The sequence below is a fragment of the Lactococcus sp. FSL W8-0209 genome, assembly GCF_038006585.1.
Lineage (GTDB): Bacteria > Bacillota > Bacilli > Lactobacillales > Streptococcaceae > Lactococcus > Lactococcus lactis.
The window spans coordinates 1,512,521-1,535,904 of sequence record NZ_JBBOVN010000001.1; the positions used below are offsets into that span (position 1 = coordinate 1,512,521).

Below are 23,384 nucleotides of genomic sequence, written 5' to 3' on the forward strand. Positions count from 1 at the left end.
TTTTGAGAAAATTATTTTCTCACCATGAGTATAGCGCTTTAGTTTGAATTAAGCAAGAACTATTTTTTAGTTATTTTTATCCTTATATATAAAAATGTAATCAAACAGAAATATTATTCAGGGCTTTTGTTTATATCTTCAATGCTAAAAATATATCATAAAATTAGCAAATAAAAAAACCGCTAGGAAAGTCCTAGCGAGTGTCTATTCGAGAGTGAAATACTTAATTATTTAAATTAAGCATTATAAAATTTTACGACTTTGTTTTTCTTGAACACTGCAACAATCAATCCAAATACCAGAGCAAAGATGATGTACTGCAAAACATTAAAAGGTAAAACTACTGTCAAAAGATAAGTTGGATTCAAAGTAACTGATAGAGAACCCATATTAAAAAGATGAGTTGCTCCAACAAAAATCTTATCAACATCGAAGCCAGCAGCTAAACGATAGAGAGGGAGTGCGTAGAAAACATTCAATACCATCATCACAAGAACTGATGCGATGGCTGCTAAAACTACACCAACTGTATAGTTTTTGATTGAGAATTTTTTCTTTGTAAAGAACCAAACAATTGCCATGAAGATTCCCAAAGCAATGAAGTTCATCGGCACACCAATCCAAGTTGATGGACCTTGATTAAATAGGAGATACCATAAGATAGAGCGAATAAAGAGGATAATAAATCCATCACCCAATCCCAAAGTAAAGACTCCAATAAGTACTGGAATGATTGAGAGTTCAACTTTCATAAAATCAATTCCAGGCAATAGCGGAAACTGCAAAATCGGCAATAATAAGATTGTTGATAATGCAGCAAGCATGGCAATTAATACCATCCGACGTGTTTTAGACATAAAAAAACCTCCAAATATGAGAAAATAATTCTTCAAATTTCGAGGAAGTTGATAGACATTTTTGGTTTGGCTAAAAACAGTAATCCAACCGAAGTTGATTACACTACAAAAATTGTTCATCTTCTTCCATCCAGACTTTACTGTCGCTAGCAGATTCTCACTGCTTCAATCGCCGTAGCGAATCGCGGAGTCATAAGGTCAAAGCCCTATTTACCGCCGGTCCCGAATTACACGGTGCCCTGAAGATAATTTTATTATAGCACAAAAATAGTTTGCTTATCAAGAATAAGATTTGCTTAAGAAATAAAAAAACAACTCTTTATCAGAATTGTCTTTTATAATAATCAGTTAATTTCCTTGGGCTGCATTAATCAATTGAGAAACTTCTTTTTTACTCAAACGACGAAATTGTCCTGTTGGAAGTCCATCCAATGTAAGAGTTCCATATTGAATACGACTCAATTTTTGTACTGGAAGTCCTGCAGCCGCAAACATTTTTTTAACTTGATGATTTTGTCCTTCATGGATAGTTAAACTAACAATCGAATGATTTTTTGTTTTCTCTTGTTTGATAATCTCATAACGGGCGGGACTAACTTTTTTACCTTCAATAGTCATACCTAAAGTTAAAGGACGCAAGTTTTCTTTGTTCGCTTGGCCTTCTACCTTAGCAACATAGACCTTATCAACGCCATGACGTGGGTGAGTCATCATATTCGTAAACTCACCGTCGTTTGTAAGCAAAAGCAAACCGCTTGTGTCCCAGTCCAAACGTCCCACAGGATAAATACGTTCTTTAACTTGAGGCATTAAATCCATTACCGTTTGACGTCCTTTGTCATCGCTAACTGAAGAAATATAGCCTCTTGGTTTATTTAGAAGATAATAAACGGGTTCTTCATTATAAACTGCTACTCCATTAACTTCAACGATATCTCCAGTTGAAACTTGATAACCCAAGTTTGTCATTGGAACATTATTTACCGTTACTTTTCCCGCTAAAATTAGTTCTTCTGCTTTACGTCTGCTTGCCACACCTGCATGGGCCAAATATTTATTGATTCTCATTTTCTTCACTTTCGTTAAATAAGGTTTGTTCTTCTGCGATAAATCTTGACTCATCTATTTCAGGTAATTCATCTAAATGATTAATCCCAATATAGTCTAAGAAAAATTCAGTTGTTGCATAAAGACTCGGACGTCCTGGTGCTTCAACTTGTCCGACCTTTTCAACCAAATCAAAAGCACGAAGTGTTGAGAGAACACCTGAGGAATTCACTCCGCGGAGCTGATCGATTTCGAGTCGAGTTAAAGGTTGCTTATAAGCAATAATTGATAAAACTTCAAGAGCTGATTTTGACAACGATTGATTAAGAGGAGTTTTGGCATAGTTTTTAAGAATTTCTGCAAACTCTTCTTTTGTAGCCATACGATATTTACCTGCAGTTTCAATAATCGTTAAAGCAGATTCTTCATCAGAATGATATTTTTCTTTTAAGTAATCAATTTGTTGCTGACAAGCTTGTTTAGACATTTCTGTCAATGCTGACAATTCTGCCAAGGTTAAACCAGCTTCGCCAGATACAAAAAGTAAGAGTTCACAACTTGCTGTCTTATTCACTAGTTTCTTTTCTTTCTAAAATAATTTCTCCAAAAAGCTCTCCTTGAGAAAAAGAAATCTGTTGATTTTTGATTAATTCTAAAAGAGCCATAAAAGTGGTGACGAGTTCATCTTTATTAGTAGAGCTAAAAAACAAATCTGAAAATTTACATATTTTTTGTTCTGTAAATCTAGTACTTAACTCTAAAATCTTATCAGCGATTGTAAATTTCTCAGCTGCTATTTTTGTATTCTCGTCTTGAAAATGTTGTCTTTGCAACTCAAGAATTTTAGTAAAAGCTAGAAATAAATCTAAAGCAGATTTATCCTGCAAAAGTACAGTTTCATCAGTGATAATTTCTGTCTTAGCTTTTGAATAAAAATGACTACGTTCCTGATGAAGTTCATCTAAATCTTGTGACAACATTTTATATTTCCGATATTCATCAATTTGAGCCAATAAATCATACTCAAGTTGTTCTGTATCTTCAATAAAAGTTTCGGTAACTGTCGGTAAAAGTCTTCTTGATTTAATTAACATCAGTTGACTTGCCATTAACATGTACTCTCCAGCTACTTCCAATTCAAGTTCTTTTATGGTTTGAATATAGATAAGATATTGCTCAATAACTGGTACCAATGGAACTTCAAAAATATCCATTTCATACTGACTTACCAAATGCAATAAAAGGTCGAGAGGACCCTCGAAGTTTTTAATTTTTATATTGATTTCTTTAATCATATTTTACATAATAAAAATAGTGTAAATTCCTATCTATAATATTTTTCAAGCGTTGTAATAGTTGTTAAACCAAGTAGAGTTGCCAGTTCATAAATTGACTTTCCTGTTTTAACCTGATGCAAGATATACTGTTCTCTAATTTCTTTGGAAGAATAGTTCGTAAATTTTTTCAATTCAGTATAAAGAAATTGACGAGATTTTGCGAATAATTCATCAGCATTATTAATGGCTTTAACTCTTATGGCAAATTTTTCTCTAATTGGTAAAACTCGTTTTATTCCGGCTTTTTCAATCGTGAGATATTTAAAGTTCCAATTAAAATTTTCCCATTTCAATTTTTGTATCTCAGCAAAATTTAAACCAAATTCTAAAATTAATAAGGCTAAAAATTGTCCTGGACAGGTCAAAGGACCATAGAACTCAGGAAATTCCTTAATCATTGGATGATAACTTTGAGCAGTCTGTGATTTTTTTTGAACGACTTGTTTAATTTTAAAGTACTGGTCAACTTTTTGTCTTTGATACAGGAAAAGCAAATATTGATTTGCACTCGAAATCTTCCTTCGCTGTGCTGCTGGCGAAAGATTACTAATTTGAATTTTGTAAAGTTCTAAGTTTTCTGTTGTGAGTGACTTATCTTCAAAGAAAGCCTGCAAAGAAACTAAATCATAATGGTAATTTGAACGAGTATTCTCTGAAAAATTTCTGCTTGCTAAATACTCGTCAATCTCGTTTGGTAATTTCATAATATTTTGTAAAGTCGTGAGCAAAGGCACTAAAGGCCTTTAATATTTCTTGCCTAACAACAATCCCCATAAATTCCTGTCTTTTGACTACTGGGAGAAATGGCTCCTTAATTAATTTGTGCATCATTTCTTCCAAGGTTACTGATGGTCCAACTGTTTGAACATCTTTATTAACTATTTCCGAAATTGATGTATTATGTAATTTTTCAAAAAAGAAATTCTGTTCCATTTCAAATTCAACGATTTCTGTTAAACCCAAAACACCAACGTATTCTTTTTTTTCATTTAAAACTGGAACTCGTGAATACTTATACTGACTAAGCATCAGTTTGGCATGAGCAATATTATGCTCAGCATAAAGTACAGCAACATTTGAGGCAGGAATCATAAAGGTTTCACTTTGATTCAAGATAAAATCCTCAATCTTTTTATCAATCATGCAAATTACTCCTTAAAGAGCTTTGTAGACTTAGAGTCTGAACTGTAGTTCCGGGATAGGTTCATGTTGCAGATTTCGATAAGAAACTTTGAACTCTTCTCCTTCAATCTCAATTATAGCATACATTTTGATATCATACTTCCCTCTAGGTTGTGCAACTGAACCTGGATTTACATAAAGTATATTATTAATTTTTTGTGCTACTGGTTGATGGATATGTCCAAAAAGCGCGATATCTGCGTTCTTTTCCTCAGCAAAATAAGAATAACGGTCTAATCCTAAACCAACATAAAAAAGATGACCATGTGTAATTAATACCTTTTTTCCTTCAACTTCTTGAGTAAGAAAATCATGATATCCACTATCATAATCACAGTTCCCAGCAACAACAGTTATTCCTTGCCAAATTTCATCAGAACTAGGAAGTTCAGAATCTCCACAATGAAAGATAGCCGTTGCTTCATTCAAATACTTTGATTTTATGGATTCAACCACATCGCGGTCATAATGTGAATCAGACATTACTACAAACATAAGCATCCCTCTTTTACATAATTATATTTATGTTAACTTATTTAAACTTATTTGTCAAGCCACTCAGGAAGTTCAGCCATCAATTTTCTCAAGGCTTGTCCGCGATGAGAGACTTGATTTTTTTCTTTTTCTGATAATTCCGCGGCTGTTCTAAAGGCATCAACCATGAAAATAGGATCATAGCCAAAACCATTTTCTCCTTTAGGAGCGAGAGCAATATAACCATCCCAATCTGCTTCCACAACTAAACTCTCACGGTCAGGTTTTGCCGCCACAAGCGTAGTATGAAAATGTGCGCTTCTACGTTCTGGAGTAATTGCCGTTGGAGCGAGTTCATGCAAAAGTTTTGCGATATTTTTCTCATCAGTAGGATCCGGAGCTGAGAAACGATGCGACCAAATGCCAGGCAAACCACCAAGAACATCAACACAAAGTCCTGAATCATCGCCAATGACTACTTGCCCAGTAATTTCAGCGATTTGTTCTGCTTTTAAACGAGCATTTTCTTCAAAGGTTGTTCCAGTTTCTTCAATTTCAGGAAGTTCTGGATAATCTGTTAAATCTTTGATTTCATAACCGAAATCAGCAAATAATTTCTTAAATTCTTTTGTTTTTCCTGAATTTCTTGTTGCGATTATAAGTGTTTTTTCCATTTATTTTTCCTTATTGAAATTCTCTATTTCAGTATGTTCAATCTGAAGTTGTCCGATGTTTAACCATTTTTCTGCAATTTCTCGAAATGAATTAACGCCCGCAGTAGTAAAGAAACGATGCTCTAGTGGTTGACGTTCTTGTCCATTTATTGAAAAATAGTTGAGCAAAACAGAGATATCTCGTACAGCTTCTGCTCCAGAATCAATCAAACGTACCTCTTTTCCCATTGTTTCTTGGATTAAGGAACGTAAGAGAGGATAGTGAGTACATCCGAGAATTAAGGTGTCTACTTTTCCAATTAGTGGAACAAGACTTTCTGATACAACTTTTCTAGCAATTTCAGATTCCATCTCATTTGATTCAACGATTGAAACAAATTTTGGACATGCTAGGCTATATACTTCTACTGCTGATGATTTACGAGCAATTGTTTTATGATATTCATCTGAACGAATCGAAGCTTGAGTGGCAATTACACCAATTTTGTTTGTTTTTGTTTTTTGAATCGCTGAGCTTGCTCCGGGTAGGATGACACCAATCACCGGTATATCTAGTTTTTCTTTTACAATTTCTAAGGCCATCGCTGTTGCTGTATTACAGGCCATTACAATCATTTTCACATCTTTTGATAGTAAAAAATTAACCATATCCCAAGTGAACGTAATAATTTGTTCACGACTACGCGGACCATAAGGAGCTCTTCTTGTATCTCCTATGTAGACAATTTCTTCATTTGGGAGTTGTCTAAGGAGTTCGCGAGCAACAGTCAGTCCACCAACACCAGAATCTAAGAGGCCGATTGGTCGATTGTCCATTTTTCTTCTCCTTTTTAAATATCTAATTCAAATTCTTTCTTATCCAAAATTTGTATTTTTTAATATAATGGATACTTTATTTATGATGATAAAAGCAAACGCTGAGAGAGTTTAGAACTTATGTTCTACTGCTTCGCTCAGCGTATATAATAGCTTATTTTTTGTTTGTGTCTGATTGCTTTGCAGCAGCACGAATTTGGCGAAGAACTTGTTGGACTTGAACTTCACTTGGTTTACGTCCCATAGATCCCATCATAAGACGAACAGCGTCTTCATTAAGGGGTGGGTTATCCATAAGTAATTTTTTTGTTTGGCGTTGTGAGAACCATGTTCCCAAGAAAAAACCTGCCAAAAGGCATACAACCATAAGCAAAATAGCTAAGATTAAATTCATTTTGAATCTCCTAATTTTGGCGAAACGCTTTCGCCATTGATGACATCTTATTATATCAAATTTTAGTCCTTTTGTCAGCACTTTATATTACTGACAGAAAGGATAAATGAGGCAAAAGTTACTGACTGAGCTGTCAGTAACTTTTTATTTCTCAAATTGTAAAATCAAAACCATCTAATGTTGCAAAATAATCAGCTGGCTTCTCTGCTCGACGAATTAAACGAGTCTTTCCATCTTCTTGAAGCAAAACTTCGGAACTTCTTAATTTAGCATTATATTGATAACCCATTGAGAATCCATGCGCACCAGTATCATGAATCACTAATAAATCTCCTATTTCTATTTGAGGAAAGGCTCTTCCTTTTGCAAATTTATCATTATTCTCACACAAAGAACCTGTAATATCATAAATTTCAGCAGCTTCATCATTTTCTTTTCCAGCAACTGTGATATGGTGATAAGCATCATAAAAGGCTGGACGCATCAAGTTAACCGCTGATGCATCAACTCCAACGTATTTTCGATAAGTTTCTTTAAGGTGCAAAACTTTTGTAATCAAATGACCGTGTGGAGCTAGCATAAAACGTCCCAATTCGGTATAAATTTTTAGATTTTCTATTCCGTTAGCGCTCAAAACTTCTTCATAAGCTTCGTGAACACCTTGACCGATTTTGGAAATATCATTTGCCTCCTCATCAGGACGATAGTTTACACCAATTCCACCTGATAAGTTAATGAAATCAAGGGTCATTCCCGTTTTTTCTCGAATTTCTAAAGCAAGCTTAAAGAGCTTGCGAGCAAGTTCTGGGTAATAATCATTTGTCACTGTATTTGAAGCCAAAAAACTATGCATTCCAAATTTTTTCACCCCTAATTTTTGCAAATCTTTAATTCCTTGGATGAGTTGGGCTTTTGTCATTCCGAATTTAGATTCTTCTGGATTATCCATAATTTTTGTTCCCATAGCAAAAACTCCACCGGGATTGTATCTCAAACTCATTGTTTCCGGAAAAACAAAATCTGTCAGATTTTTCAAAAATTCGATGTCTTCATAGGCATCAAGATTGATTGTCGCACCCAATTGATTAGCAAATTGAAATTCTTCAGCTGGAGTATCATTTGATGAAAACATCATCTCAGAGCCGTCAAAACCACATTTTTCGGAAAGTAACAATTCAACGTAAGAGGCGCAATCAACGCCACACCCCTCCTCATGAAGAATTTTTAAAATAGCTGGTGTGGGTGTCGCTTTCACAGCAAAAAATTCTTTAAATCCTTTATTCCAAGCAAAGGCTTTGTGAAGGTCACGCGCTTTTTGACGAATTCCTTTTTCATCATAAAGATGAAATGGTGTTGGAAATTCCTTTGTGATTTGTTCTAATTGTTCTTTTGTTACAAATGGTGTCTTCATCTCTCACCTCATTTTTAGATTATTTATAAGTATAGCATATCATCAAAAGCTTGGACACAAAAAAGTTCCTGCCATTTTTACTGACAGAAACTTTTTTTACTGACAGAATGATAAATTATGCTGTAGCGACTTTTATTAATTGTTCATCAACAATTTCGGCTGTTTTTCTTCCTTCACGGATTGCCCAAATAACCAAAGATGGACCTCGTCTAGCATCTCCAGCGACTAGAACTTTGTCATTATTTGTTCGATAATCATCATAAATTTCTTGAACACCAAATTTATCCAGTAAGCCTGTGTCAGTGCCAACAAATCCCATAGCAAGTAAAACTAAATCCGCTTCAATTACTTGTTCAGTCCCTTCTACCGCCTTGAAGTCAGGTCCAACTTTGGCTACTTTTAAACCAGTAAGTTGACCTTCAGCATTTGTTTGAAAAGCTGTTGCAGTCATTTGATAGGTTGTCAAATCAGTATTTCCCACAAATTCTGCTTCTTTTTGCCCATAACCTGCTCTCAAGGTCATTGGCCACTCAGGCCAAGGGTTGTTATCTAAACGATCAGTGGGTAAACTTGGTGTGATTTCTAATTGAGAAACCGATGCTGCTCCTAAACGAACTGCCGTTCCGATACAATCGTTCCCTGTATCTCCACCACCAATGACTACTACTTTTTTTCCTTTTAATGATTGACTAATATTATCTTCGCCCTCTTCAAGGACAGTTTTAGTCGTTTCTGTCAGAAAATCAATGGCAAATCGAATTCCAACTGCTTCACGGCCTGAAATATTTAAATCACGTGGAATTCCTGCACCGATCGCCAAAATAATTCTATCAAAATTTACTGACAGGTCTTCGTAACTGATTGTCTTTCCAATCTCAGTATTGGTGACAAAAGTCACACCAAGTTCTGTCATTAAATCAATCCGTTTTTGAACGACTTTTTTATCCAATTTCATATTTGGAATGCCGTACATCAATAAGCCGCCCAAACGATCTGATTTTTCAAAAACAGTAACGCTATGTCCCAATTGATTAAGACGCCAAGCAGCTGACAGACCGGCAGGTCCAGAACCAATAATCGCTATTTTATAACCTGTCGGTTCCGCCGCTTTGCCAATTTCAGCCACCCAACCTTCATCATTTCCTAAATCACCCAAGAAACGTTCATTATCTTTAATGGTTACTCCTGCACCGTTTAAGGCCTCGGCACAAGATTTTTCACAAGGAGCAGGACAGACTCTGCCAGTAAATTCTGGAAAAGGATTGGTTAAAATCAAACGTTCATAGGCTTTTCTTTGTAAACCACGATAAATCAAATCATTCCACTCTGGGATATGATTATCATTTGGACAGCCTGAGACAGCTCGTTTGCCCCCATAAAATATCCCTTGATGACAAAAAGGAACATCACAATGCATACAACGTGCCGCTTGTTTTTGTCGTTCTTCAGTAGATAAGGGAACTTGCAATTCAGCAAAATCCTTTATCCGCTCCGCTAATTCACGGTAAGGATTATCATTTCTTGGATAATTTAAAAATCCATTTGGATCAGCCATTAGCTCACCTCCGTTACTTTTTTAAAGGTTGTCATCGTAAGTGCTTCGCCTGACAAACCTGTTTTAGCCAAATCTTCTTCAATATTTTTAATATGATGATATTCTCTTGGATAAACTTTGACAAATTTTTCGCGTTCTGTTTGCCAATGTTCTAAAATAAATTTTGCTTTTGCTGAATCAGTATAATTCAAATGTTTCTTCAATAATTCTTCTAAAACTTCATCACCTGAAGTTTCATCTAAAGCATAAAGCTCTACCATTTCCCGATTCACTTTATTTTCAAAATTGCCAGCGACATCATAAACATAAGCGATACCACCAGACATCCCAGCTGCAAAATTACGACCTGTTGTGCCAAGGACAACAGCGATACCACCAGTCATGTATTCACAACCATGGTCACCCGTTCCTTCCACAACAAAATGTGCTCCTGAATTTCGGACACCACAACGCTCACCTGCACGACCTCGGAAATAAGCTTCGCCACCGATAGCCCCAAAGAGCGAAACATTCCCCACAATAGAAGTATTTTCAATATCATAAGCGGCATCTAGAGGTGGTTTTACAATCAAACGGCCCCCTGACAATGATTTTCCAATATAATCATTGGCTTCGCCAATCAAAGTAACCTCCATACCAGCGGTTGCGTAAGAGCCAAAGGACTGGCCAGCAACTCCTTCGTATTCATAGCAAACAGAAGCATCTTTTAGACCAAAATTACCATAACGTTCAGCAATCCAACCTGCCATTCGCGCGGTCGTTGTTCGATTAATATTTTTAATCGTGCCATGAACCGTTGCCTGAGAACCATTATTAAGTGTAGCCTCCGTGAATTGGTCTAATTCTTTCCAAGCACGAGGATTAGCAAAAGGATCACTATGCCTTGTTGCAATCGGTAAGGCATGACCAAGCATACGGCTAAAGTCCAAACCTCGCATTTTAGCTGGTAAATCTTCTTTAGCTTGCAAGAGCTCGGCATGACCTACCAATTCATTGATTGTTCTAAAACCAAGTTCGGCTAAAAGTTCTCGAACTTCCTCAGCCATAAATTCCATTAAACGTACAATGTGCTCTGGTTTTCCAGCAAAATTTGCTCTTAATCTAGGATTTTGTGTGGCAATACCTACCGGACAAGTATTTAAATGACAATTTCTTGTCATGATACATCCAATCGCAACCAAAGCTAAACTACCAAATGAATATTCTTCAGCACCTAGCATTGCAGCAATCGCAATATCTCGACCTGTGACTACTTTACCATCAGTTTCCAAAATCATTCGGTCACGTAAATTGTTCAAACTAAGTGTTTGATGTGCTTCTGCCAGTCCCATTTCCCAAGGGAGACCTGCATCTCTTGTTGAGTTTCTAGGACTTGCTCCAGTTCCACCATCATAACCAGAAATAACAACTTTATCAGCTCCGGCTTTAACACACCCTGTAGCAATTGTTCCAACACCAGTCGATGAAACCAACTTAACATTGATTTTTGCATAAGGATTGATTTTTTTCAAGTCAAAAATAAGTTGCGACAAATCTTCAATGGAATAAATATCATGATGAGGCGGCGGTGAAATTAAACTTACCCCAGGAGTTGAGTTTCGAACTTCTGCCACCCAAGGAAAAGCTTTTTTACCTGGCAATTGCCCACCTTCACCTGGCTTAGCACCTTGCGAAATTTTAATTTGAATCTCTTCGGCAGACATTAAATAAGCAGCTGACACACCAAATCGTCCAGAGGCGACTTGTTTAATTTTAGAATTATTGATTGTGCCATAACGTTTTGCATTTTCACCACCTTCACCCGAATTGGATTTTGCACCAATAGAGTTCATGGCTTGAGCAATACATTCGTGAGCCTCTTGTGACAATGAGCCAAATGACATGGCCCCAATTTTGAAACGTTTAACAATTTCACGAGCTGGTTCTACTTCGCTCATCTGAATGGACTTCCGATCAGATTTGATTTTCCAAGTGTGACGTAAGCTTGTCGGCGTTTTTAGAGCAATATCATTTAGATACTGACTATATTTTTTATATTTTTCAAAATCATTTTGACGGACAGCATTTTGAATTTGGTAAATCATTTGTGGGTCATAGATATGATGTTCTCCTTCATCCGCCCGGTATTGGAAAGAACCGCCTGTTTCCAATAAATCCTGTGCCCGATGTCCATAAGCTTTCTCATATCGTAAACGATATTCGTCCTCGATTTGGGCAAGAGAAAGTCCACCAATTCTTGTACTCGTACCTGTGAAGTACTTATCAACGACTTCTTTAGATAAACCAATTGCTTCAAAAAGTTGAGCCCCTTTATAACCGACAATTGTTGAAATTCCCATCCGGCTCATGACCTTAACAATACCTTTTTCTGCCGCATGACGGAAATTTTCAAGTTGTTCAGGGGCTCCCATACCCCAGTCTGAAAGGGTTGCGTATGCACCATAAGGATGAATTCCTGAAACGCCATAGCCTACAAGCGCTGCAAATTGATGAACTTCGCACACCTCAGCTGTATCTACAATAATTGCAAATTTAGACGCATTATGACGTCCTAACATATAATGATAAAGTCCTGACAAAGCAAGTAAAATAGGCATTGGTACTTTATTTTCAGCAAAGTCACGGTCAGAAAGCACGATAATAGTTGTTCCTTGATTAATCAAACTTTCTGCCTTATAAAAGAGTTTGTTCAATGCATTTTCTAAAAGATCATCCTTATCATATAGGGTGGAAATAACTTCTGTATGATAATGTTCTTCCTTCAATGCTAAGATTTTTTCAAAGTCAGCCGTTGAAAGGACTGGACTGTCTAATTTTAACTTACGAACATTTTCACCTGTGATTTTTTCTGGATTCCCATCTTCTCCCAAATAGGTTTCTGTTCCAATGACAATTTGTTCCCTAATCGCATCAATTGGCGGATTGGTCACTTGAGCAAATTGTTGTTTGAAGAAATTATAGAGTGATTGAGCTTGGTCAGATAAAACTGCCAAAGGAGCATCAAAGCCCATTGAAATTGTAGGTTCATTGGCTGATTCTGCCATTGGTAAAAGTACTGTCCGAATGACTTCGTCAGTATAACCAAATAATTTCCATAGGGTATTCATTTTTGCTGACGGAATTGGATTTGTTTTTTCACTTTCTGTCAGTGCTGACAGTTTCTTCAAACCAGCTGACAGAAATTTTTGGTAGGGATATTTATTAGCATAATAACTCTTAACTTCTTCATTACGAATAATTTTTCCTTCGTCAGTATTGACTAACAACATGTTACCAGGTCCAAGAACTGATTTTTCAATAATTTCATCGGCTGGGATATCAACCACACCAGATTCGCTTGACAGAATGATAAAATTATCCTTTGTCACAAGATAACGACTTGGTCTTAAACCATTCCGATCAAGTCTTGCCCCAACGGTTTTTCCGTCAGTAAATACTAAAGCTGCCGGTCCATCCCAAGGTGCAATATGAGCAGTTGAATATTCGTAAAAAGCTTTTAATTCTGGACTTAAGCCAGTTTGTTCTCCCCAAGCCTCAGGAATCATGGTCAGTAAACTTTCTGGAAGTTCTCGACCATTTCGATAGAAATACTCCATACAATTTTCTAATTTGGCTGAATCAGAATTTTCTTCATTGTACATTTCAATATCGTTGACTTTCATCCAGTTTTCAGCTCCACGAAGCGTGTTAATTTCGCCATTATGTGCTAGAAAACGAAAAGGTTGAGCCCGATTCCAAGAGGGAAAAGTATTGGTAGAAAAACGGCTATGTGTTAGTGCAATATGACTTTTGAAATCTTCATCAGACAAATCAGGATAAAAGAGTTTTACTTGATACGCGTGAAGCATTCCCTTATAAACAACCGTCTGACTAGATAATGAACAAATATATAATTCCTCTTCGTCAAAACGTTTCTCAAGATTTCGTCTGATAATAAATAAATCATTTTCAAAATTAGAAATTTCGCTGACAGCTTTTTCAGATGATTTATTCTCAATAAAAACTTGAACAAAAGACGGCATAATTCCTTGAGCCGTTGCTCCACATGCTTCAAAATTAAAAGGAACTGTGCGCGTGAATAAGACTTCATATCCTTGAGCCTTAACAGCTGCCTTAATCGCTTCTAATTCTTGATGTTTTTTATTTTCCTTACGCGATAAGAAAAATTGCCCTACGGCATAATCACCAAGTTTTGGTAGTTCTACATCATGTTCTTTTGCAATTTTACGAAAGAATTCATCAGGCAAAGCAAGTAAAATACCTGCCCCATCTCCGGTTTCTGGTTCAGCACCCGTTCCACCACGATGATTCATCCTTGTTAACATGGTCAGCGCTCTCTCAACTAAAAGGTGACTAGCTTTACCGTCAATTTGGGCAATGAAGCCCATTCCACAAGCATCCGATTCAAAATCAGGCTGCCAAAGTGTCGTTTTCATGACTTGTTTAGCTTTTTTATTCATAACACAACCTCTTTTATTTTACAATTTGGTTCTTTTATTCTACTAAAATTTTTATGAAATATCAATATATTCTGACAATTATATATAAATGTAATTTTTAGTAGCTTTATCAAAACTATAAAAACCCTTACAATTGACAAAAAGAAACTAAAATCATAAGATAAAAGAATGAATAAGGAACAATTAAAGACACTAATTAATTCAGGAAAAACATACGATGACGCCGATTTAGACTTGTCTGAATATCGTGACCATGCCCTTTTTGAAAGCCGCCGTTATAATCAAAAAATTAATAACAATGAGGGTTATCATCCAGAAATCTTAGAGAATCTTTTTGAACATTTAGGTAAAAATCCTTATATTGAATCTAATTTTCGCTGTGAATTTGGCTTCAATATAAGAATTGGCGATAATGTCCTCATTAATCATGATATGATTATTTTAGACTGTAACCAGGTCACGATTGGCAATAATGTTTACTTTGGACCCCGTTGTGGTTTATTTGCTGCCAATCATTCGGAAGATCCAAGTTTAAGAACTGCTGGTGGGGTCTATTCAAAGCCGATTACGGTCGGGAATCAAGTCTGGTTGGGGGCAAATGTCAGCCTTCTTCCTGGTGTAAGCATTGGTGACAATAGTATTATTGGTGCAGGAAGCGTCGTTACCAAAGATATTCCAGAAAATGTGATTGCTGCTGGTAATCCTTGCCAAGTGATTCGTCCAATTCGAACAGAGGATCAAGAATGGATTAAAAAAGATAAATTATTTATTTCAAAATAAAAAAGCTAAAGAGTATTCTTTAGCTTTTTAAAATTATTCAACTTTAACTATCCAGCCTTCTGGTGCTTCAACATCACCAAACTGAATGCCAACCAACTCATCATATAAACGTTTAACCGTTGGTCCTACTTCTGTTTCTGAATGGAAAATATAAGAATCTTCTCCATCGTCGATACGACCAATTGGAGAGATAATTGCTGCTGTCCCACAAGCTCCTGCTTCAACAAATTTACCTAAATCTTTGGCATAAACTTCACCCTCAATCGCTTTGAGCCCCAAACGATGTTCAGCTAAATAAAGAAGAGAATATTTAGTAATTGAAGGTAAGATAGATGGACTCAATGGTGTGATAAATTCATTATCAGCTGTAATTCCAAAGAAATTCGCTGCCCCAACTTCTTCAATTTTAGTATGTGTGCTTGGGTCAAGATAAATCGCATCTGCATAGCCTGAAGCTTTGGCACCAACTTCTGCTTGTAAAGAAGCTGCGTAATTTCCTCCAACTTTGGCACCACCTGTACCAAGTGGAGCCGCCCTATCATAATCTCTTGAAATTACAAATTTTGAAGGAGCCAATCCGCCTTTAAAATAAGAACCAACTGGCATAGCAAAAACGGTGAAAATATATTCATCAGCAGGTTTTACCCCAATAACATCACCAACCCCAATCAAAAGTGGACGGAGATAGAGCGTTGCACCCGTCCCGTAAGGAGGCACAAAATCTTCGTTGGCTTTCACCACTTGTTTAACTGCATCAATAAACATTTCAGTTGGAACTTCTGCCATGCAAAGTCTACGCGCCGTATTTTGCAAACGAGCAGCATTTTGGTCAGGACGGAAAAGTTGGATTGAACCATCCTTTGTTCGATAGGCTTTTAATCCTTCAAAACCTTGTTGACCATAATGCAAAGCAGGTGATGATTCACTAATATGAAGTTGATTATCTCCTGTTAGTTCTCCAGCACTCCATTTTCCGTCTTTAAAACGAGCGATATAACGAAAAGGTAAGTTCCGATAGCTGAATCCTAAATTTTCCCAGTCTAAATTAATTGCCATAACATCCTCCAAATTTTTTTGTTATAATAGATTATATTATTTTCTGTAACATAAAACAAGAAAATATTCATGAAATTCAGTAAAAGTTCAAACAATTTTTTCAAATATAGTCAATTTCTCTATAAATGAATTTATAAAATTACTGAACAAAGGAGCAAAAATGAACTTATTAAAAACAAACTGGGAAGTCTTTGGTTTATTTTTATTAGATAAAGCAATTACAATTTTATTAATTAGTATTCTTTTTTTTATTCTCTATCAAGCCGGCTCTCGTATCGTTAAACGCTTATTTAAAAATTATAGTGAGCAAAAATGGACAGATACTTCGAGAATCTTAACCCTCTCTCGACTGACAACCAGTGCCATCCATTATCTTACAGTTTTTCTTTATATCTATACTGTTCTAGGAGTCATCGGAATTCCTGTTGCAAATATCCTTGCTGGTGCTGGTATTCTCGGAGTTGCTCTAGGTTTTGCTGGGCGAGATTTAGTCGCTGATATTATCAATGGCTTCTTTATAATCGTTGAACATCAAATCAACGTTGGAGATACTGTGGCTTTTGCTGGCCTTGACATTGAAGGGGTAGTAAAAACTGTTGGAATTCGTTCAATTACAGTAATTGGCGCTGATGGCGCAACGACTTTTATTCCTAATCGAAATATTGCTGCCCTCAAAAACTACTCATACAAAGAAAGAACTGTTAATCTTGATGTGCCAGTAACAAGTGAAAATCTGATTGAAAGAAAAAATCAGATTATGGAAGTTAATGCAAATTATCCTCAACTTAAATATTTAGGAATTATCAACATTGAAGACAAACTCTTCTTAAGAACAAGTTTAACAGCCCCATTATCTAAGATTACTCCTTTAAAAATGGAGATTTTAGATAAATATTATGAAAAATAATCACTGACAGACTTATGACTAAATAGAAAAAACAAAATTTATCATCAAAATAAAAGCGATATAGTTAATCTATATCGCTTTTATTTTTTCCTAAGATGAATATCAATTTTTTTAGTGAGTAAAGCCATATGTTTTATTTTCAGGTTCCTCATGGTATAGAATATGAGCCTTATTTAAAGCCTCAATTGCTTCTTGCATATCTTGAACATAGTTAAATGCCATATTCATCCCAAAATCTGCTCGAATCACTAAACGTTGAATGATTTCATTTTCCAAATTTTTGGGAAGTGGATAAGCAGGCACTTGCCATCCCTTCATTAATAAACGGTCTGCCAAATCATAAAGATTCCAACCCCGATTTGAATCTTCTTTTAATTTATAGCAGACAATTGGCAATTGTGACCCATCGTTCATAATTTCAAACATTCCAGTTTTTTCAATTTCTTTTGCTAAAAACATGGCTACTTTATGCGTTCTCTCATGAATAGCTTTATATCCATCAAATCCATAACGTACAAAATTATAATATTGACCAATTAATTGAGAGGCACTGTGAGAAAAATTAATGGCCATCGTTGGTAGTTCTCCTCCAAGATAACTTACTTTAAAAATTAATTCTTCTGGTAAATATTTTTTGTCACGCCACAAAACCCAACCTACGCCAGGATAAACTAAACCATATTTATGACCTGAGGTATTGATTGAAATGACATTTTTCAAACGGAAATCCCACTCAAGTTCTGGCTCAACAAAGGGAGCATAAAGTCCTCCTGAAGCAGCATCTACGTGAATATAAACTTTGTAATCTGTCTGTTTATTATATTCTTCAATCAAATTATCCAAAGCTTTGATATCATCATAACGACCAGTATAAGTAATCCCCATAATACCAACTACCCCAATCGTATATTCATCAACATAATCCATCACTTTATCCAAATTGATTGACATATGTTCTCTATCCATTGGCACTTCTCGCATTTCAATATCCCAATAAACACAGAATTTTTCCCAGCAAACTTGATAACCAGATGAAATAACTAAGTTTGGCTTTTTCGCATTAATGTCTAATCCCAATTTTTCTGCTCGCTTGCGCCAAGAAAACTTCATGGCCATTCCACCAAGCATACAAGCTTCTGAAGAACCAATTGTTGAAGTCCCCATAAATTTTTCTTTTTCACTCGCATTCCAAAGGTCAGCGATCATGTTGACACAACGGTTTTCAATTTCAGTTGTTCTTGGATATTCCGATTTATCAATCGCATTTTTTTCCAAGGTCTGACTCATTAGCTTGACTGCTTCAGGTTCCATATAAGTTTGACAGAATGTGGCTAAATTTAAACGAGCATTCCCTTCATCTAACATTTCATCTTGAACTAATTGATAGGCCACTCGAGGCTCAATTGATTGTTGAGCTAATTTATATTTAGGCAAATCCACTTGTTCACTTTCTGAACCAAAAATTGGTTCCAAGAACTCTGCTTCATCGCGATTTTCTTTTCCGTATAACATAGGTACATCCTCCAATTTTTTAATGTTTTAAGATATGTTCTTCTTTTTTAATAATATGATGCTCACCACGAGCTGCTGGATAAATCGCGGGGTTCACATCTCTTGCTTTAAAGTGCCTTGGTTCTTCAATAGTATCATGTCCCCTTTTATCATGCAATTCATAAACAATAAATGGCAAGATAGCAGTCACAACAAAACTTATAAGAAGTATCATTTGGTAAGTATGAGTCTCATTTTTCGCAATTGATGCTGGAGGAACAAAGGAAATAAATAGAGCAAAAATTGATAATAAAAATCCAATTCCCGCAATGATTGTTTTTCCAACTCTTTTACCTGGAACATTATAAGTGCGCTTTAAATTTTGTTTTTTATAGATTAAAACAAAGTAACCAATAAAGAATAAGAGATAACCTACCAAATAAATCACTACTGTCAGTGAAATGGCAACTAAGAAAGATAAATTATTTCCTCCTCCTCCAAAAGTTAATACAGCGCCCCAAAGTGTAACAATGATTCCTTGAATCATAACTAAAGGAACAGGGACTTCATGCGTATTTGTTTTACGTAAAAATTTTGGTAATAAGCCTCTTTGTGCTGCTGCAAACATCCCTCTAGAAGGACCAACAACCCATGAACTCACTTCTCCCATAACCCCAAAGGCAATCATTAGTGCAATTACTTTAACTAACCATCCCAAATGATGATTAAAATGTAAGATTAACGTTTGAAAAGTTTGAATTACCCCTGCACTTAATGATAAGTCTTTTTGAGGAATAACCGCTGCTACAGAAAATCCACCTATGGCATCTAAAGAAATAGCTAATATTACTAATAAAATCATTGCTAAGGGATAATTTCTCTTTGGATTTTCAAGTTCATTAATGTGCGAAGCTGAAGCTTCTACCCCCATATAAGCAAGAATAAAAGAAACAAAAACTACTAAAGTTGATACTTGTGAAAAATCTGGGACAAAAGCATGCTTATTAATTGGTATCTCTATAGGATTACCTCCGATAAAATATGCCGCAGCTAATCCAAACAAGATAATCGATGGAATCACTATCCCAACTACGAAACCAGCTTTTACCAATTTAGCAGTTCTTTGTGTCCCACCTAACTGAGAAAATGTCAATCCCCAAAAAATGATGAGTAAACCAATAAATTTAATCAATGGATCTGTATTAAGTGCCTGAAAATTTAACACATAAGAGAGGGCCCCTAAAATGAAATAGATCATAGTGACAAAGCCAACTGTAATTTGGAACCACTGAAAAAATATGGCTGCAAAACCAAAGCGCTCCCCTAAAGTTTGGCTCACCCAACTAAAAATTCCACCATTTTCCCAACCTTCAACCGTCGCCATTTCTGCTGCACAGAGCGCTACGGGCAAAAACCAGAGTAGTCCTCCGAGAAGTAAAAAGAACACCAAATGTAATTTTGACGTGGCAAAAGTTGGATACTCATAGACAGTCAAAACCATTGAAGCGGTTAATGCAAAAAAACCGAATAATGATAATTTTTTTTGATTCATCATACCTCCTTATATTTATGATTGAATTTTTTAAAAGACATGTTATATAGCCTCATACAACTCATCTTCATTTTCTAGTATATGCTCCAGAATAAAAAAAATCTCTTTTAAACTGTTGCTTTAAAACAACAGCTCAAAAGAGACTAAATTGACTTTTTCAAATACTTTTCCATTTTTTTCTGATAGAATTCTTTTATCTTCCTTCCTCCAAATTCTTCCAAAGTTTCAAGCGCATAATTTATTTTTTCTTCTCCCACTTCTGCATTTTCAAAATTAAAAATAATGATACCTCTGGCAAGATGTCTTAATACTTCAGAATATAAATCAACACCTACAGTTCGATATTTTTTAGTCATTTCTAAAATATTTTCGGCTTTTGTTCTTTCTCCATTAGCCGCGTATATCGCAACGCTTTTATAGGCTATTTGCAATAGTCTCCTTCTATATTTTAAGACTCTACAGTAATTTTCACATCTTTTGTCAAAGTTAAAGAGCAACAATTCCAATTGATTGACATTGAGATAATCAGATACAAAATAGAATAAAGTTAGTTCAAAATATCCCCACTCTTCAATATTACAAAGATAAGTTTCAATTTCCTTAACTTCTGTCTGACTAATAGTCCCAAGCTTCGTTTTAACGGTAATCATCAGTAAATGATTCCCCGTTTCTTTAACTTCAGAATATAACTCTTTTATTTTATCTCGATTTTGACTAAATTCAGCTTTTTCCAATTCTAATATAAAAAATTCTTGGAAATTCGGCATATAATTATTTACTATCAATTCGTACTCAGCTAATGGAACTTGCATTTCTTCTAACATCAAATCTATGCGCTCAAAACTCATCATACACTTTCCATGTTCAAATCTAGATATATTTGAACGGTCTATCCCTAGTTTACTAAAGTATGATAATCCTAAATTCTTTTGGTTTCGTAACTTTTTAAAACAATCTCCATATTTTTTATACATTCTCAACCTCCCCAAACTATTATTTTTATTGTTTTTTCAAGATTTATAACAGTTCATTAGTTATACTCTTTAATCAGTATGTCAATGTAGCTGTTTTTTATGTATTTAAGAAATTACGCAATTGAGATTATAACTTATTTAGGACTTAATCGTCAAATTTATACCAGTTCATACAAAAGTATATCTTACATAATTTATAATAAAAAACATTTATATTACTTTATATTTCTCTTAGGCTATTAAAGAAAACAGTTTAAAAGCTTATACTGGGCTCATCATCTGCTCTGTTAGAATTTTTATATAAGACTTTTGTTAAAATAATTATTATTAAAAAATATTGGAAATTATAACAGATGTAACTATACCAATTTAAAATATTTTATTAATAACTAATTCTATAAAAAACTCCTTTTAGTTATTATGTCATTTAGGTTAATATAAAATTAGTTTTTTATTAAAAAAGGAATAGCCTAAATAATTACTGACAGACCTGCCAGCAAAAAAACGTGAACAGATAACGTTCACGTTTTACATATTTTTACTGACAGAATCTACGATTTAAAATTGACCATAGTTTTAATCGGCTCATAGGACTTGCGATGAATTCTTGTGATACCATACTTTGTTAGAGCTTCAAGATGTTTTGCTGTTCCATAACCTGCATTATGTTCAAAATCATACTCAGGAAATTCACGAGCAAGCTCTTTCATCATTTCATCACGAGTTACTTTAGCAACAATTGAAGCCGCCGCAATCGAGGCTGAGCGAGCATCCCCGTGAATAATTTTTGTCTGTGCAATAGGTAGATCCAAAACCATAGCATCAATTAAGAGATGCTCAGGTTTAACAGATAATTTTGATACTGCTTGAATCATTGCAATTTTTGTTGCTTCATAAATATTTACTTCATCAATTTTTTCCGCATCAACAATCCCAATCCCTATTGCTAAAGCTTTTTCTTGAATTTCGGATAGAATAGCATGATGTTTTGATTTTGGCACTTTTTTACTATCATTTAAACCCCGAATTTTACAATTTTTAGGTAAAATGACTGCTGCAGTCACTACAGGACCAGCAAGCGGTCCACGACCAACTTCATCAATACCTGCAATTAATTGAATTTCTTGACCATAAAGTTCTTTCTCAAATTCCAACATTTGTTCCAAACGAGCCTCTTCTGCTAACTCTGCTAAAATTTGTTTTTTTCTACTTTTAAGTGCTGCTTGAACCCCAGCCCGTTCATCAGCTCCATATTCTATGAATTCTTTTGCTGACAAGTCTGTCAGTTTGGCTAAGGCCGCTTTAATTTCTTTAATGGTTTGTCCCATTTTACTCACCAACTCTCAAAAATTACTGACAGCTTTTCTGTCAGTAATTTTACATAATATTATTTATGTTATAAGCGCTTAAAATCTATCAATATAATTATAAGCTCATAGTCCATCAACTCCAACTTCATCCAAACAGAACAAGCCCAGTTTTCCATCACGGACATCTTTGACAAACATATTATAGAAACGATCATAATCATCACGGAAACCAAATCTTGCGGTCAACTCCATGATTAAGTCTGGAATTTCAAGCTCCAAATCTTCTTCTGTCATTCGATATCGTTTCATTGTGACTGTTCGATAATTCTTCAAAAAATAATTTAATCCAAAAATTGTTACCTCATCCATAGGCAATAAATCATCCTTAATTGCCCCAGTCAAAGCTAATTTTAAACCAACAAGTTGATCTTCAAATTTTGGCCAAAGAATACCTGGTGTGTCCAATAATTCTAATTCTTTATTAGTTCGAATCCATTGTTGACCCTTAGTCACCCCTGGACGGTTCCCAGTCACTGCAACTTTTTTACCTGCTAAGCGATTCATCAGAGTTGACTTCCCTGCATTCGGAATTCCGATAATCATTGTTCGCAAAGTAGTATGAGCAATACCGCGCTCCTTATCATGAGCGACCTTATCTGCCATCAATTTTTTAGCAGCAACAGTTAATCTTTTTGCTGTATATTCTTCTTTAGAATTAATGGCTAAAGTTATAAAACCTTGTTCATCAAAATATTCAATCCATTGTGCTACTGCATTAGAATCAGCTAAATCAGCTTTATTTAAAGCAATAATTCTTGGTTTATCCCCAATAATTTGCCCTAACATCGGATTACGTGAAGAAATAGGGAGACGAGCATCAACCAATTCAATCACAAAATCAACATATTTTAAATTTTCTTGCACCTGACGACGTGCTTTGGACATATGCCCAGGAAACCATTGTATCACCATATTAATACTCCTCAAATCAACTGTAATCTCTACAGCTTTTATATATTTCTAATTTCACATTCAGATAAGAATCAAGACTTAGCTGACTTTTTATTCTACAAAAAGAATACAAATTTGAATTCTAATTTTTGCCCT

21 protein-coding genes and 1 riboswitch are annotated in these 23,384 nt (G+C 35.2%); of the genes, 2 read left to right on the forward strand and 19 right to left on the reverse strand.

From position 1 onward, the window contains the following. Nucleotides 1-236 precede the first annotated feature (236 nt). From MKX45_RS07445 to gltB, 13 genes are all read right to left on the reverse strand, one after another. Nucleotides 237-857, reverse strand: a complete 621-nt coding sequence (locus tag MKX45_RS07445; RefSeq protein WP_057720626.1) for an ECF transporter S component — start codon at nt 855-857, stop codon at nt 237-239. A 114-nt stretch (nt 858-971) separates the two neighbouring features. Further along, nucleotides 972-1,108: riboswitch (FMN riboswitch) on the reverse strand. Nucleotides 1,109-1,205: 97 nt separating this feature from the next. Continuing rightward, nucleotides 1,206-1,925 (reverse strand): pseudouridine synthase, encoded by a 720-nt coding sequence (locus MKX45_RS07450; protein WP_003130202.1) that lies wholly within the window; start codon nt 1,923-1,925, stop codon nt 1,206-1,208. Then, nucleotides 1,912-2,478 carry an SMC-Scp complex subunit ScpB gene (scpB, locus tag MKX45_RS07455; protein WP_012897880.1) on the reverse strand — a complete coding sequence of 189 codons (567 nt, stop codon included), beginning with the start codon at nt 2,476-2,478 and terminating at the stop codon, nt 1,912-1,914. Before scpB ends, MKX45_RS07450 begins: the two co-directional genes overlap by 14 nt. Beyond that, nucleotides 2,471-3,199, reverse strand: a complete 729-nt coding sequence (locus tag MKX45_RS07460) for a segregation/condensation protein A (RefSeq protein ID WP_340816964.1) — start codon at nt 3,197-3,199, stop codon at nt 2,471-2,473. The genes scpB and MKX45_RS07460 overlap by 8 nt, the downstream gene beginning before the upstream one ends. 29 nt (nt 3,200-3,228) lie before the next feature. After that, entirely contained in the window at nt 3,229-3,945 is a 717-nt protein-coding gene (gene xerD / locus MKX45_RS07465) for a site-specific tyrosine recombinase XerD (RefSeq protein ID WP_057720628.1), read from the reverse strand. Continuing rightward, entirely contained in the window at nt 3,923-4,384 is a 462-nt protein-coding gene (gene cbpB / locus MKX45_RS07470; RefSeq protein ID WP_010905865.1) for a cyclic-di-AMP-binding protein CbpB, read from the reverse strand. The genes xerD and cbpB overlap by 23 nt, the downstream gene beginning before the upstream one ends. 30 nt (nt 4,385-4,414) lie before the next feature. Next, the gene (locus MKX45_RS07475; protein ID WP_021465146.1) at nt 4,415-4,918 is read right to left on the reverse strand and encodes a metallophosphoesterase; all 504 of its coding nucleotides are present in this window, start codon (nt 4,916-4,918) and stop codon (nt 4,415-4,417) included. A 47-nt stretch (nt 4,919-4,965) separates the two neighbouring features. Next, complete coding sequence (locus tag MKX45_RS07480) at nt 4,966-5,571, reverse strand: nucleoside-triphosphate diphosphatase (protein WP_015426509.1); 606 nt, start codon at nt 5,569-5,571, stop codon at nt 4,966-4,968. Beyond that, entirely contained in the window at nt 5,572-6,387 is an 816-nt protein-coding gene (racE, locus tag MKX45_RS07485) for a glutamate racemase (RefSeq protein ID WP_057720629.1), read from the reverse strand. Nucleotides 6,388-6,541: 154 nt separating this feature from the next. Further along, nucleotides 6,542-6,781 (reverse strand): YneF family protein, encoded by a 240-nt coding sequence (locus tag MKX45_RS07490; protein WP_003130191.1) that lies wholly within the window; start codon nt 6,779-6,781, stop codon nt 6,542-6,544. Between the two features lie 151 nt (nt 6,782-6,932). Continuing rightward, nucleotides 6,933-8,192 carry a diaminopimelate decarboxylase gene (locus MKX45_RS07495; protein ID WP_340816965.1) on the reverse strand — a complete coding sequence of 420 codons (1,260 nt, stop codon included), beginning with the start codon at nt 8,190-8,192 and terminating at the stop codon, nt 6,933-6,935. Between the two features lie 115 nt (nt 8,193-8,307). Next, complete coding sequence (locus MKX45_RS07500; protein ID WP_015426512.1) at nt 8,308-9,747, reverse strand: glutamate synthase subunit beta; 1,440 nt, start codon at nt 9,745-9,747, stop codon at nt 8,308-8,310. Next, entirely contained in the window at nt 9,747-14,207 is a 4,461-nt protein-coding gene (gene gltB / locus MKX45_RS07505; RefSeq protein WP_340816967.1) for a glutamate synthase large subunit, read from the reverse strand. Before gltB ends, MKX45_RS07500 begins: the two co-directional genes overlap by 1 nt. A 168-nt stretch (nt 14,208-14,375) precedes the next feature. On the opposite strand from gltB, the gene MKX45_RS07510 reads away from it, so the two are divergent. Then, nucleotides 14,376-14,987 (forward strand): sugar O-acetyltransferase, encoded by a 612-nt coding sequence (locus MKX45_RS07510; protein WP_128268033.1) that lies wholly within the window; start codon nt 14,376-14,378, stop codon nt 14,985-14,987. Nucleotides 14,988-15,020: 33 nt separating this feature from the next. Here the strand turns inward: MKX45_RS07510 and MKX45_RS07515 are convergent, their stop codons facing one another. Then, nucleotides 15,021-16,043 (reverse strand): branched-chain amino acid aminotransferase, encoded by a 1,023-nt coding sequence (locus MKX45_RS07515; protein ID WP_015426515.1) that lies wholly within the window; start codon nt 16,041-16,043, stop codon nt 15,021-15,023. Between the two features lie 160 nt (nt 16,044-16,203). Here MKX45_RS07515 and MKX45_RS07520 point away from each other — a divergent pair, with 160 nt between their 5' ends. Further along, the gene (locus tag MKX45_RS07520; protein WP_340816968.1) at nt 16,204-16,950 is read left to right on the forward strand and encodes a mechanosensitive ion channel family protein; all 747 of its coding nucleotides are present in this window, start codon (nt 16,204-16,206) and stop codon (nt 16,948-16,950) included. A gap of 111 nt (nt 16,951-17,061) precedes the next feature. Here the strand turns inward: MKX45_RS07520 and MKX45_RS07525 are convergent, their stop codons facing one another. The 5 genes from MKX45_RS07525 to ylqF all read right to left on the reverse strand — a co-directional run bounded on the left by MKX45_RS07525 (nt 17,062) and on the right by ylqF (nt 23,249). Next, nucleotides 17,062-18,462, reverse strand: coding sequence for a glutamate decarboxylase (locus MKX45_RS07525; protein ID WP_047206123.1), 1,401 nt, complete (start codon nt 18,460-18,462; stop codon nt 17,062-17,064). 19 nt (nt 18,463-18,481) lie between these two features. Beyond that, on the reverse strand, nt 18,482-19,993 hold the full coding sequence (gene gadC / locus MKX45_RS07530) for a glutamate:gamma-aminobutyrate antiporter (protein WP_254255836.1): 1,512 nt from the start codon (nt 19,991-19,993) through the stop codon (nt 18,482-18,484). Between the two features lie 143 nt (nt 19,994-20,136). After that, the gene (locus tag MKX45_RS07535; protein WP_163647005.1) at nt 20,137-20,967 is read right to left on the reverse strand and encodes an Rgg/GadR/MutR family transcriptional regulator; all 831 of its coding nucleotides are present in this window, start codon (nt 20,965-20,967) and stop codon (nt 20,137-20,139) included. 551 nt (nt 20,968-21,518) lie between these two features. Continuing rightward, entirely contained in the window at nt 21,519-22,295 is a 777-nt protein-coding gene (locus MKX45_RS07540; RefSeq protein ID WP_128268147.1) for a ribonuclease HII, read from the reverse strand. 105 nt (nt 22,296-22,400) lie between these two features. Continuing rightward, nucleotides 22,401-23,249, reverse strand: a complete 849-nt coding sequence (gene ylqF, locus MKX45_RS07545) for a ribosome biogenesis GTPase YlqF (RefSeq protein ID WP_081037474.1) — start codon at nt 23,247-23,249, stop codon at nt 22,401-22,403. Between the last annotated feature and the right edge of the window lie 135 nt (nt 23,250-23,384).

Excerpts from the sequence above, each read along its gene's own strand:
- MKX45_RS07445 (WP_057720626.1), bottom strand. The coding sequence starts at position 857 with ATGTCTAAAACACGTCGGATGGTATTAATTGCCATGCTTGCTGCATTA.
- MKX45_RS07450 (WP_003130202.1), bottom strand. The coding sequence starts at position 1,925 with ATGAGAATCAATAAATATTTGGCCCATGCAGGTGTGGCAAGCAGACGT.
- MKX45_RS07460 (WP_340816964.1), bottom strand. The coding sequence starts at position 3,199 with ATGATTAAAGAAATCAATATAAAAATTAAAAACTTCGAGGGTCCTCTC.
- xerD (WP_057720628.1), bottom strand. The coding sequence starts at position 3,945 with ATGAAATTACCAAACGAGATTGACGAGTATTTAGCAAGCAGAAATTTT.
- cbpB (WP_010905865.1), bottom strand. The coding sequence starts at position 4,384 with ATGATTGATAAAAAGATTGAGGATTTTATCTTGAATCAAAGTGAAACC.
- MKX45_RS07475 (WP_021465146.1), bottom strand. The coding sequence starts at position 4,918 with ATGTTTGTAGTAATGTCTGATTCACATTATGACCGCGATGTGGTTGAA.
- MKX45_RS07480 (WP_015426509.1), bottom strand. The coding sequence starts at position 5,571 with ATGGAAAAAACACTTATAATCGCAACAAGAAATTCAGGAAAAACAAAA.
- racE (WP_057720629.1), bottom strand. The coding sequence starts at position 6,387 with ATGGACAATCGACCAATCGGCCTCTTAGATTCTGGTGTTGGTGGACTG.
- MKX45_RS07490 (WP_003130191.1), bottom strand. The coding sequence starts at position 6,781 with ATGAATTTAATCTTAGCTATTTTGCTTATGGTTGTATGCCTTTTGGCA.
- MKX45_RS07495 (WP_340816965.1), bottom strand. The coding sequence starts at position 8,192 with ATGAAGACACCATTTGTAACAAAAGAACAATTAGAACAAATCACAAAG.
- MKX45_RS07500 (WP_015426512.1), bottom strand. The coding sequence starts at position 9,747 with ATGGCTGATCCAAATGGATTTTTAAATTATCCAAGAAATGATAATCCT.
- gltB (WP_340816967.1), bottom strand. The coding sequence starts at position 14,207 with ATGAATAAAAAAGCTAAACAAGTCATGAAAACGACACTTTGGCAGCCT.
- MKX45_RS07510 (WP_128268033.1), top strand. The coding sequence starts at position 14,376 with ATGAATAAGGAACAATTAAAGACACTAATTAATTCAGGAAAAACATAC.
- MKX45_RS07515 (WP_015426515.1), bottom strand. The coding sequence starts at position 16,043 with ATGGCAATTAATTTAGACTGGGAAAATTTAGGATTCAGCTATCGGAAC.
- MKX45_RS07520 (WP_340816968.1), top strand. The coding sequence starts at position 16,204 with ATGAACTTATTAAAAACAAACTGGGAAGTCTTTGGTTTATTTTTATTA.
- MKX45_RS07525 (WP_047206123.1), bottom strand. The coding sequence starts at position 18,462 with ATGTTATACGGAAAAGAAAATCGCGATGAAGCAGAGTTCTTGGAACCA.
- gadC (WP_254255836.1), bottom strand. The coding sequence starts at position 19,993 with ATGAATCAAAAAAAATTATCATTATTCGGTTTTTTTGCATTAACCGCT.
- MKX45_RS07535 (WP_163647005.1), bottom strand. The coding sequence starts at position 20,967 with ATGTATAAAAAATATGGAGATTGTTTTAAAAAGTTACGAAACCAAAAG.
- MKX45_RS07540 (WP_128268147.1), bottom strand. The coding sequence starts at position 22,295 with ATGGGACAAACCATTAAAGAAATTAAAGCGGCCTTAGCCAAACTGACA.
- ylqF (WP_081037474.1), bottom strand. The coding sequence starts at position 23,249 with ATGGTGATACAATGGTTTCCTGGGCATATGTCCAAAGCACGTCGTCAG.